This is a genomic window from Kutzneria sp. CA-103260, assembly GCF_018263855.1.
GTDB lineage: Bacteria > Actinomycetota > Actinomycetes > Mycobacteriales > Pseudonocardiaceae > Kutzneria.
On the sequence record NZ_CP073318.1, the window covers coordinates 4,947,488 to 4,958,924 of the forward strand.

The following is an 11,437-nucleotide window of genomic DNA, read 5'->3' on the forward strand; positions in this document are numbered from 1 at the left end:
TAACCCGATCACCGGTGTGGGTGCTGTGAAGCAACCCTGGCCAGGTCGGCGGGCGTGTCCACGTCGACGGTCTCCCCCGGCGCCGCGGCCACCGGGGCGTAGTCCAACACCCCCAGCACCGAACGCAGCGACGCGTCCGCCGGGTTCTCGGGAAGCACTTTACGCAGGGCTTCGGCCCGCCACACGCCGATGAGCCACTGCCGGTGGCCGTCGTCCAGCACAGCCCCGTCGTTCGCCACGTGAGCCCGCAGCCGGGCCACGGTGTCCGCCGTGACGCCGACCAGGTCGGCGGCCAGCACCGCGACCAGCGGAGAGTCGATCAGCTTCAACCCCGCCGCCAGTCCGGCCACCGGACCGCCGCCCGGCGGGTCCTCGCGGGCCCACAGCACGGGGTGCTCGGTCGGCGTCTCCGGACCCACGACAACCACCGGGTCCGCCGGGTGGACCGCCGCTATGCAGCGGTCGAGCAGGGTGTGGCCGGCCACGACCAGCGCCGGCTTGTGCACTCCGCCCATCCGTTTGCCGCGCCCGCCGGCCAGCAGCACCGCGGCGAAGTCCGTCACACGCTGAACCCTAGCCCTCGACCAGCTTGGCCAGCTTGTCGTACGAGTCGTTGACGCCGTGCTCCATGCCGCTGGCCAGCATGGCGTCGCGGGCCTCGACCGAGGGGAACACGGAGTGGGTGCGCAGCCGGGTGCGGCCACCGAGGTCCTCGTAGCTGGCGGTCTCCAGGCTGACCTGGCCGGGCGCGCCCTCGAACTCGAAGGTCTGGATGACCCGCTCGTCCTTGGCGACGGTGTGGAACACGCCGCGGAACCGGTACTCGTTACCGTCGGCGTCCCGGTTCACATAGCGGTAGCTGCCGCCGGGGCGGACGTCGTACTCGACGATGTCCATCTCCAGCTCGCGCGGGCCGAGCCACTGGGCGACCAGCGATGGGTCGGTGGCGGCCCGGAACACCTGGGCCGGGGTGGCGTCGAACTCCCGCTCGATGTCGATGAACGGGGTGCCGGGCTGGGCGGTGATGGTGGTCGGGTTGCTCATGTCTGTTCCTCCTCCTTGAGGGCCTCCAGCACGGCGTCGAGCCGCCGGTGTCGCTGTTCGACCGCGAGCCGGTAGGTGTCGATCCAGGCCGTGAGCTGCTCCAGCGCGCCGGCGTCGAGGTGGCACGGGCGGCGCTGGCCGTCACGGCTGCGGGTGATCAGGCCGGCCGCCTCCAGCACCTGGATGTGCCGGGACACCGCCTGCTTGGTGATGTCGAACGGCTCGGCCAGCTCGTTCACCGTCGCGTCGCCCCGGGACAGGCGGGCGATCAGCGCCCGCCGCACCGGGTCGCCGAGCGCGGCGAACGCCCGGTCCAGCTGCTCGTCGGAAGCCATTGTCAACCAATCTGTTTATCAACCGATGTGTTGACAATGACACCATTGGGCCCCCGACGCAAGAGCGCCACGCAACATGTGTGATCGAGCCGTTGGGCGGCATCGGGATAAACGCGACGGTGGCTACACTCCGCACATGGTTTGTCGCTCCGCCGCCAGTCACCCCGGGGACGCCCGGGCGTGACCGCTCCACTGCGGGTCCAACTCCTGGGCCCGGTCCGCGCCTGGCGCGGCGACCAGGAAGTCGATCTCGGCTCGGCCGGCAGGCGGGCGGTGTTCGCGATCCTGGCGCTGGCGGCCGGGCGGGCGGTGACCCGCGAGGAGCTGGTCGACGGCATCTGGGGCGAGGACCCACCGGCCCGGGCGGTCGGCATCCTGCACACGTACGTCTCCGACCTGCGGCGATCCCTGCAGGAACAGGTTCGCCGGGGCAAACAGCCCACCGAGCATCTGCTCGATTCGGTGGGCTCGTCCTACGCGCTGCGGGTGGACCGCGAGCAGCTGGACGTCACCCGGTTCGACGAGCTCCGCACGTCGGCCGAAGACCTGGGCGGCCAACTGCGGGCGGTCACCGCGGCGCTGGCGCTGTGGCAAGGCGAGGCTCTCTCGGGTCTGGCCGGACCGTTCGCGGAGCTGCACCGGGCCCGGCTCGGCGAGCTGCGACTGGCCACTCTCGAACGCCGCTGCGCGCTGCTGCTGGCGTTGGGCAACCAGGACACGGCCATCGCCGAGCTGACTGGCCTCGCCCAGGAACACCCGCGCCGGGAGGGCCTGCGCGGCCTGCTGATGGTGGCGTTGTACCGGGCCGGTCGCCGCGACGAGGCGCTGACGGAATTCGAGCGCGCCCGGCAGTTCCTGGTGGCGGAGCTGGGTCTCGATCCCGGGCCGGCGCTCCAGGACATCCACGACCGGATCGTGGCCCGGCAGAAGGTGCCGATCCCGGGCATCGGGTCGCGGCACGAGCAACTGGCCGCCTCCACCCGGCAGCCGGAGGCGCCGGCGCAGTTCGTGGGCCGGCAACGCGAAGTGGCATGGCTCCGGGCGCTCGTGGTGGCCCTGGCCGACGGCACCGGCGGCTGCGTGCTGGTCGAGGGCGAGCCCGGCATCGGCAAGTCGGCGCTGCTGGCGGTCGGTCTGGCCGACGCTCCGGTGGCCGGTTGCCGGGTGGTGTGGGCGCTGGGCGAGGACCTGTCGGCCGAGGGACCGCTGGCGCCGATCAACCGGCTGCTGTCCTTCGTCGACGAGGCGTGCGCGGAAGCCCCACTGGTGCTGGTGATCGACGACGTGCAGTGGCTGGACGAGCCCGGTCTGCTGGCCTGGCACCGCCTTTCCCGCCTGACCCAGCAGCTGCCACTGCTGCTGGTCGGGGCCCGCCGCACCAATCCGACCGCGCACCACGTGGACCTGGCCGGCGGCCGCACGCTGACGATCGGACCGCTGCACGAGGACGACGTGCACGATCTGGTCGCCCGCCTGATCGGCGGGTCGCCGGGGCCGGTGCTGCGTGGACTGGTCGACCGGGCCGCCGGCAATCCGTTCCACATCCGCGAACTGGTCGCCGGCCTGCTGCGGGATTCGGTGCTGCACACGGTCGACGGCGTCGCCGACATCGACCCCTCGACCGGCTTCGACACCCGCCGCATGACGGCCGCCGTCGCCGCGCGAAGGCTGGAGTTCCTGTCCCCCACGGCATTGGACCGGCTGCGCTGGGCGGCGCTGCTGGGCGTCGAGTTCGATCTGGCCGACCTGGCCGCGATCGTCGGCTCCACACCGGCCGACCTGGTCGGGGCGATCGAGGAGGCGACCGACGCCGGCCTGCTGGTGGACGCCGGAAACCGGCTGGCGTTCCGGGATCCGGCCGTGCGGCAGGCGTTGTACGGCGAACGCCCGGCCGGTGTGCTGACCACCCTGCACCGGGAGTCGGCGAAGGCCTTGGCGCAGGCCGGCGCGCCGGTGGAGCGCACCGCCGTCCAGCTGGCCGCGGCCGGGGCCTTCGATCTCTGGTCCGTGCAATGGTTGCTGGCCAATGTGGAGGCCGTGGCCGGCCGTGATCCGGCGCTGGCCCTGCGGCTGCTGGACGCCGCCCTCGAAAGCACGACGCCGGCCCGCGAGGAGCGGGAAGTGCTGATGGTCAGCCAGGTCCGCTGGGAGTTCCGGCTGGGTTGGCAGCCCGAGGCGGCCGCCCGCGGGCTGCTGGACATGACCCGGGATCCGGCCCACGCCGCGGAGATGCGCTGGATCCTGGCCTGTCTGACCTACGCCCGCGGGGATGTGGCGCAGGCGATCGCCGATCTCCGTGCGGCGGCGAAGGATCCGTCCGCGCCCGACTTCTGGGTGGCCCGCCACGACACGCTGCGGGCCCAGTTCGAGCGGACCGGCCTGGACGATCTGGACACCGCTGAGGCCACCGCGGCCGCGGCGCTGGGGCAGGCGACCGACACCAACGACGCGCCGGCGATCGCCGCGGCCGAACACGAGCTGTGGTACGTGGAATCGGTGCGCCGCAACCACTCCGCCGCGCTCACCCACGTGAACAACGCGCTCGCCGCCGCCACCGGCAACCAGGATCTGGTCGATCTCCAGATCAACCTGCTGGGGGCGCGGCTGTTCTCGCTGCAGAACCTGGACCGGCTCAACGACGGCACCGACACGGTGGCCCGCACGCAGGCGATGGTCCGGCGCACCGGGCGGCCGTCGGGGCGGGTGCACATCGGGGCCGCCGTGCACTACTACTGGCTGGGCCGGTGGGACGAGGCGCTGGCCGAGCTGGACTCGATCATCGGCGACGAGCCGGTGATCACCATCTTCGACCTGCGCTCCCGGGTGCCACTGCTGCAGTACGGCACGGCGGCGATGATCACCGGCCACCGCGGCGACAGCGAGCAGCTGCACGCGCATCTGCAGACGGCGTCCTCCTATCCGGTGATCGCCCCCGGCGACCAGGAGAACAGCGACTTCGCGCTGGCCGCCCGGGCGATGGCGGCCGAGCAGGACGGCGACCTGTCCGCCGCCATCGCCGCGTACGAGCCGATCCTGGACCCGTCCTACGGTCGGATGACCCTGCGCCACCAGTGGTTGCCGGACCTGACCCGGCTCGCCCTCGACGCCGGCGAGCCCGACGTCGCCCAAGCGGCGCTACGGCTGGCGCAGGCCGAGGCGTCCTCGGAAACCGTGCCGATTCGGGCGGCCAACGCCGCCCAGCGGTGCGCGGCGCTGATCGACGGGGATCCCGAGCCGCTGCTGGCCGTGGCCCAGCGCTACCGGGACGTCGGCCGGCGGGTCGAGTTCGCCGCCACCTGCGAGGACGCGGCCGTGCTGCTGGGACGACGCGGCGAGATCGACCGGGCCCGCCAGACCTTCCAGGAGGCGCTGCTGGTCTACGCCGATCTCGGCGCCTCCTGGGACATCCGGCGAGCGGAGTCGCGCCTGCGGGAGTTCGGCATCCGGCGGGCCGGCGTGTCCACCGGCCAGCCGACCATCGCCGGCTGGGACTCCCTGGTCGGCGACGAGCTCCGGGTGGCCGAACTCGTCGCCACCGGCCGCTCCAACCCGGAGATCGCCGCCGAGCTGGCGCTGTCCCGGCGGGTCGTGCAGGCGCACGTCTCGCGGATCATGCAGAAGCTGGGAGTGGACTCCCGGCCGGAGCTGATGGGTAAGGTGTCGGGGCATTCACGCGGAGCCGGCTAAGACTGGGGAGCACGGTGGCTGAGCAGGCCCTTCGGGCTGAACTACTGGGCCCGGTGCTCGTGCGGCGCGGTGACGAGGAGCTGCGGCTGGGCGCGCCGCGGCAGCGGGTGCTGTTCTCGGTGCTGGCCTCCCGCGCCGGCCGGGCGGTGTCGCGCGAGGATCTGATCACCGCGATCTGGGGTCAGGAAGCGCCGACGTCGGCCGAGGGCAGCATCTACACCTACGTCTCCGGTCTGCGCCGGGCGATGGAGCCGGGCCGCGGCAACCGGGCCGCCTCCTCGGTGCTGCTGTCCGAGGGGCCGGGTTATCTGTTGCGGGTCGACGCCGTCGACCTGCACGAGTTCGACGCGTTGAAGCGCAAGGCCGAGCAGGCCTCGGAAGCGGGCGACCAGGCGGCGGCGGTCGAGGCGGCGGACCAGGCTCTGGCGCTGTGGCACGGCGAACCGTTGTCCGGTCTGCCCGGCCCCTGGGCGGCGAGCCTGCGTGACCGCCTGCTGTCCGACCGGCTCGACCTGGTGGAGATCCGAGCCGCTGCCGCGCTGGCCGGGGGCCAACACGCCGAGCTGGTGGCCGAGCTGGCCGCGCTGGTCCAGGAGAATCCGCTGCACGAGGGCCTGCGCGGGCTGCTGATGACGGCTCTGTACCGGGCCGGCCGGCAAGCCGACGCGGTGGAGCAGTTCCGGGAGGCGTCCCGGGTGCTGGCCGAGGAGCTGGGCACGCAGCCGGGGGCCGAACTGGCCGAGATCCACCAGCAGATCCTCACCAACGACCCGGCGCTGGCCGCACCGGACGCGCCTTCGCCGACTCGGACCCAACGCCGCCCGGCATGGTGGGCCGCCAGGCCACGGCCACGGGCCCGGACCTTCGTCGCCCGAGCCCGCGAGCTGTCGGCGCTGCGGTCGGCCGTCGACACGGTGGCCTCCGGACGGGGTGGCGTGCTGCTCGTCGAGGGCGAGCCCGGCATCGGCAAGTCGGAGCTGCTGACCACCGGCATGGCCGGCTGCGAGGACGAGGGTGTGCGGCTGGTGTGGGGCGCCGGCGACGAGTTGGCCAGCCGGTTCCCGCTGCGGCTGATGCTCGATTGTCTTGGTGTGGACGCCGATTCACCCGATCCGGCCCGGGCCCGGGTGGCCGAGATGATGCGGCAGGCCCAGTCCAGCCGGGATCCGTTGGGCGGCGGCGATCCCACCCTGGCCGTGGTCAACGAACTGGTCGCCATCGTGCAGGACATGTGCGCCGACGGTCCGCTGGCCCTGGTGGCCGACGACATCCAGTGGGCCGACGAGGCCAGCCTGCTGGTGTTCAGCCGGCTGGCGCTGGAAACCTCGACGCTGCCACTGCTGTTGGTCGGCGCGCTGCGGCCGGTGCCGCGGACCCCGGTGCTCGACGGCGTGCGCGATGTCGTGTCCCGCCAAGGCGGTTCGGTGATGCAGCTGGCGCCGCTGGCCGAGCGCGAGGTGGCCGAGATGCTGACCGGCATCGTCGGCGGGACACCGGGCGCGGGTCTGCTGGGCTTGGCCGATCGGGCCGCCGGAAACCCGTTGTACGTCGGCGAACTGGCGGAGGCTTTACTGCGAGACCGCCATGTCGAGGTGTCGGCCGGGCACGCCGAGGTGTCGTCCGGCGACGACGTGTCGGTGCCGACCTCGCTGTCGTCGGCCCTGACCCACCGGCTGGGCTTTCTGTCCGCCAGCACCGCGGAAGTGTTGCGGCGCGCGGCTTTGCTCGGCAACGACTTCATGGTCGCCGACCTGGCGGTGATCCAGGGCCGGCCGGCCGAGGAGCTGCTGCCGGGGCTGGAGGAGGCGGCGTCGGCGAAGGTGTTGCTGGCCAACGGTGATCGCTTCGGTTTCCGGCACGCCCTGATCCGCCAGGCCCTGTACGACGCGACGTCGCCGACCGTGCGGACCGTGCTGCACCGGCAGGCCGCCGAGCGGCTGGACCGGGCCGGGGCGTCGATGGAAACCGTTGCGCGCCAACTGGTCGCCGCCCCGGTGGCGGTCGACTCGTGGGTCATAGACTGGATGCTGCGGCACGGCGAGCGGGTGGCCCACCGGGCCCCGGACATCGGCCTGGACCTGTTGCGCAAGGTCGTGACCGGCTGCGAGCACGACGATCCCCGACACGTCGAGCTGACCGCCGTGCTCGCGCGGGTGCTGTACTGGCGCGGCGAGCTTCCCGAGGACGAGGTCCGGTCCGTGCTGGCCCTGACCCGGGATCCCGACCTGGCCGGCGAGATGCAGTGGATCCACGCGGTGGTGCACTATCGCCGTGGCCAGGAGGGCCGAGCCGTTGCGGCGCTGCGGGAAGCGGTCGACGCGCCCGAGGTGTCGCCGGTGTGGCAGGCCCGGTGCCAGGCGCTGCTGGCCGTGCGGGAAGGCATGGGGCTCAACGAGATGGGCCTGGCCAAGACCACTGCGGCGGCGGCGATCGAGCGTGGCGAGCAGGCCGGCGACAGCTTCGCCGTGGCCTACGCGTTGCAGGCGCTGTGGCTGTTCCAGTCCATCGCCCGCGACCACGTCGACGCTCTGCGTTACGTGGACGAGGCTCTGGCCGTCGTCGCCGAGGATCCGGGGCTGGCGCACCTGCATCTGAGCCTGCTCGACAACCGGGTGTTCAGCCTGCAGAACCTGGACCGTCTGGATGAGGCCGACCAGGCGCTGGCGGCGGTTCGCGGTCTGGTGCACCAGTACCAACTGCCCGGCGGGCTGCCGATGTCCACCGCCGTCAACCACTACTGGGCCGGTCGCTGGAGCGACGCCCTGGTCGAGCTGTCGGTGATCACGCAGACCGGACCGGAGCTGGCTTTCCTCGGCCTGCGCGAAAGCAGCCCGCTGCTGCTGCTCTCCCACGGCGTCGCCGCGCTGATCGCCGCGCTGCGGGACGACGGCGCCGAGGTGGCCGCGCATCTGGCCGCGGCCGACGAGCTGCCGATGCTCACCACCGCCGACCGCGAGAACTGCGACTTCCTGTTGATGGCCGAGGCCCAGGCGGCCGAGCGGGACGGCCGCGTCGACGCGGCACTCATCGCGCTGGAACCGGTGCTGGATCCCCGTTACGCGCCGATGATGCTGCGCCACCAGTGGCTGCCGGACGTTGTCCGCCTGGCCATGCAGGCCGGCGACTCGGCGATTGTCGCGCGGGCCTTGGAAATCTGCGAGGGCGAGGTGGCCAAGGAGCTCGTCCCGGCTCGGGCCGCCGCCGCCCTGCTGCGCTGCCGTGGTCTGGCCACTGGAGATCCGGCGCAGGTGCAGCACGCCGTGGCCCACTACCGAAAGGTCGGCCGCCCGGTCGAATTGGCCCAGGCGTTGGAGGATCTGGCGGTCTTGTTGGCCCAGAACGGCCAGCGTCCGGAAGGTGAGGCCGCCCTGGCCGAGGCGGTGCGTCGTTACGAGGCCGTCGGCGCGGCTTGGCCGGCCCGTCGGGCGACGGCCCGGTTCGGCGGCCGCGAGCCGGGGCAGTCGGAGCAGCGTGACGTAGGCTGACCGCCTATGGGGGCACAACAGGCAGTTCGCACCACCGACTTCCGCCTGTTGTGGGCGGCCGCGTCGACTTCCCTTTTGGGCGACGGTATTCGCACCGCTGCGCTGCCGCTGCTGGCCGCCTCGCTGTCGCCCACGCCGGCGGCCGTCGGCGTCGTCACCTTCGCCGGCACGATCCCGATCCTGTTGTTCTCGCTGTTCGGCGGGGCGCTGGCCGACCGGCACGACCGCCGGAACCTGATGTGGCGCATCGACCTGGCTCGCGGCCTGGTGGTGGCCGCCTTCGCCGTTTGGGTCCTGACGAGCGTGCCGCCGCTGTGGGGCCTGGCCGTGATGACCTTCCTGCTCGGCAGCGCGGGCGCGGTGTTCGACAACACCTCCGGGCCGTTCATCGCCGATCTCGTCGAACCCGCCGAGCTGCCCAAGGCCAACGGCCGCTTGCAAGCATCCCAGCTGGTCAGCTTCCAGTTCCTCGGCCCGCCGGTAGGGGCCGCGCTGTTCGCCGTCTCCGCCGGTGCCCCGCTGGTGGTCGACGCGGCCACCTTCATCGCCGCGGCGGGCCTGGTTTTCGCCATCCGCGCCCGGCACGCCCCGGCCCGTTCCGCCGTGACCACCACGATTCGCGCCGACATCGCCGAGGGCGTGCGGTGGCTGTGGCGGCAGAAGGGCCTGCGTCTGCTGGCTTTCGAGCTGGGCCTGGCCAACCTGACGCTCCAGATGGGCACCACCGTGCTGGTACTGCTGATCGTCAACGTCCTGCACGGCCCCGAGGCCAGCTACGGCGTTGTCCTGGCCTGCGGCGCGGTCGGCGGCCTGCTCGGCAGTTTCGCGGCCGCCTGGATCCGCAAGAATCTGCGCCTCGGCCCGGGGATCGGCCTGTCGATCGGGGTGGTCGCCGCGGCCCTGCTGCTGGTCGGCTTCGCCTGGGCGGTCCCGGTGGTCGCCGTCGGCTACGCCCTCGGCGGCTTCGGCATCATGCTGTGGAACGTTCAGGTCGTGGTGATCCGCCAGCGGCTCGTCCCCCGTGAGCTGTTGGGCCGGGTCACGAGCGCCTACCGGCTGATCGGCTGGGGCGGCGGCCCGGTCGGGGCCGTCCTGGGCGGCGCGCTCGGCACCGCGCTGGGCATCCGGGCGCCGCTGGTGATCGGCGGCGTGGTGCTGGCCCTGTCGCTGCTGCTGGTGCCCCGGCTGGCCGCGCTAGAACGAACGTAAACGGAAGTGTCACGCCCAGGCAACGATTCGACCGTCGCCACCAGGGAAAACCTTGGTAATCCCATTCACGTGTGAACCGAAACAAGTCGAGCGCCGGTCATTCTGAACGAAGATGGGGAGGGGGTCAGCCGACAGACGGGAGCCGTGATGGGTCGGACACTGGGCGTGGTCACCGAGACCGCCGCCGGCGAGACGCGGGTGGCGGCCACGCCGGCGACCGTGCGCCAACTGGCCGCCCTCGGCTACGAGGTGCTCGTCGAGTCCGGGGCCGGCGCGGCCGCGAGCTTCCCCGACGAGGCGTACACGCAGGCCGGGGCCCGGATCGCCGACCGCGGCGAGGCCTGGACCGCCGATGTCGTGATCAAGGTGAACCCGCCGACCGATCCCGAGGTCGCGGCCCTGCGCGACGGCGCGACCCTGATCGGCATGATCGGCCCGGCGTTGCGGCCTGAATTGGTCCAGACGCTGGCCGAGCGGCCGATCACCGCGCTGGCCATGGACGCGGTGCCCCGCATCTCCCGGGCCCAGGCCCTGGACGTGCTCAGCTCGATGGCCAACATCGCCGGCTACCGGGCCGTGATCGAGGCGGCCAACGTGTTCGGCCGGTTCTTCACCGGCCAGGTCACCGCGGCCGGCAAGGTGCCGCCGGCCAAGGTGCTGGTGGCCGGCGCGGGCGTGGCCGGCCTGGCCGCGATCGCCACCGCCAACAGCCTGGGCGCGGTGGTCCGGGCCACCGACCCGCGGGCCGAGGTCGCCGAGCAGGTGAAGTCGCTGGGCGGCGAGTTCCTGGCGGTCGACGTGGCCCAGGAGGTCAGCACCGACGGCTACGCCAAAGCCACCTCCGAGGCCTACGACCGGCGGGCGGCCGAGATCTACGCCGAACAGGCCCGCGACGTCGACATCATCGTCACCACCGCGCTGATCCCCGGCCGGCCCGCGCCGCGACTGCTGACCAAGGAACACGTGGCCAGCATGAAGGCCGGCAGCGTGATCGTCGACATGGCCGCCGTGCAGGGCGGCAACGTCGAGGGAACCGTGGCCGGCGAAGCGGTCGTGACGCCGAACGGCGTGACCATCATCGGCTACACGGATCTGGCCGGCCGGCTGCCCACCCAGGCCTCGCAGCTGTACGGCACCAACGTGGTGAACCTGTTGAAGCTGCTGACGCCGGGCAAGGACGGCGAAGTGGTGCTGGACTTCGAGGACGTGGTGATCCGCGGCATGACCGTGGTCCGCGAGGGCGAGACGACCTGGCCGCCACCCAAGATCAGCGTCAGCGCCGCGCCACCACAGCAGAAGCAGGAAACCCCTGCGCCGCAACAGCAACAGCAGCCGCGCCGAGGTCGGCACATCCTGGTGGCCGCCGCCGCGGTGGCCCTGTTCCTGCTGGTCGGCTTCTCCCCCAACGAGTTGATCGGCCACCTCACGGTGTTCGCGCTGTCCGTGGTGATCGGCTTCTACGTCATCGGCAACGTGCACCACGCGCTGCACACGCCGCTGATGTCGGTCACCAACGCCATCTCCGGCATCGTGGTGGTCGGCGCCCTGTTGCAGATCGGCCACAGCGGCGTGGTCGTCACGGTGCTGGCCACGGCCGCGGTGTTGCTGGCCAGCATCAACATCTTCGGCGGATTCGCCGTGACCCGGCGCATGCTCGGCATGTTCACGAGGAGCTGA

Annotated in this window: 7 protein-coding genes; 4 read left to right on the forward strand and 3 right to left on the reverse strand. The window is 72.3% G+C overall.

From position 1 onward, the window contains the following. Positions 1-8 precede the first annotated feature (8 nt). The 3 genes from mobA to JJ691_RS21405 are packed head-to-tail and all read right to left on the reverse strand — an operon-like array spanning position 9 to position 1,379. Positions 9-563, reverse strand: a complete 555-nt coding sequence (gene mobA, locus JJ691_RS21395; protein ID WP_211770494.1) for a molybdenum cofactor guanylyltransferase — start codon at positions 561-563, stop codon at positions 9-11. A gap of 10 nt (positions 564-573) precedes the next feature. Then, positions 574-1,044 (reverse strand): SRPBCC family protein, encoded by a 471-nt coding sequence (locus JJ691_RS21400; protein ID WP_211770495.1) that lies wholly within the window; start codon positions 1,042-1,044, stop codon positions 574-576. After that, the gene (locus tag JJ691_RS21405) at positions 1,041-1,379 is read right to left on the reverse strand and encodes an ArsR/SmtB family transcription factor (RefSeq protein ID WP_211770496.1); all 339 of its coding nucleotides are present in this window, start codon (positions 1,377-1,379) and stop codon (positions 1,041-1,043) included. Before JJ691_RS21405 ends, JJ691_RS21400 begins: the two co-directional genes overlap by 4 nt. 180 nt (positions 1,380-1,559) lie before the next feature. On the opposite strand from JJ691_RS21405, the gene JJ691_RS21410 reads away from it, so the two are divergent. The 4 genes from JJ691_RS21410 to JJ691_RS21425 all read left to right on the forward strand — a co-directional run bounded on the left by JJ691_RS21410 (position 1,560) and on the right by JJ691_RS21425 (position 11,437). Continuing rightward, on the forward strand, positions 1,560-5,066 hold the full coding sequence (locus tag JJ691_RS21410) for a BTAD domain-containing putative transcriptional regulator (protein ID WP_211770497.1): 3,507 nt from the start codon (positions 1,560-1,562) through the stop codon (positions 5,064-5,066). 14 nt (positions 5,067-5,080) lie between these two features. Continuing rightward, complete coding sequence (locus tag JJ691_RS21415; protein WP_211770498.1) at positions 5,081-8,551, forward strand: BTAD domain-containing putative transcriptional regulator; 3,471 nt, start codon at positions 5,081-5,083, stop codon at positions 8,549-8,551. 6 nt (positions 8,552-8,557) lie between these two features. Continuing rightward, positions 8,558-9,760 carry an MFS transporter gene (locus JJ691_RS21420; protein ID WP_211770499.1) on the forward strand — a complete coding sequence of 401 codons (1,203 nt, stop codon included), beginning with the start codon at positions 8,558-8,560 and terminating at the stop codon, positions 9,758-9,760. 147 nt (positions 9,761-9,907) lie between these two features. After that, positions 9,908-11,437 carry a Re/Si-specific NAD(P)(+) transhydrogenase subunit alpha gene (locus tag JJ691_RS21425; protein WP_211770500.1) on the forward strand — a complete coding sequence of 510 codons (1,530 nt, stop codon included), beginning with the start codon at positions 9,908-9,910 and terminating at the stop codon, positions 11,435-11,437.

Excerpts from the sequence above, each read along its gene's own strand:
- JJ691_RS21400 (WP_211770495.1), bottom strand. The coding sequence starts at position 1,044 with ATGAGCAACCCGACCACCATCACCGCCCAGCCCGGCACCCCGTTCATC.
- JJ691_RS21405 (WP_211770496.1), bottom strand. The coding sequence starts at position 1,379 with ATGGCTTCCGACGAGCAGCTGGACCGGGCGTTCGCCGCGCTCGGCGAC.
- JJ691_RS21420 (WP_211770499.1), top strand. The coding sequence starts at position 8,558 with ATGGGGGCACAACAGGCAGTTCGCACCACCGACTTCCGCCTGTTGTGG.
- JJ691_RS21425 (WP_211770500.1), top strand. The coding sequence starts at position 9,908 with ATGGGTCGGACACTGGGCGTGGTCACCGAGACCGCCGCCGGCGAGACG.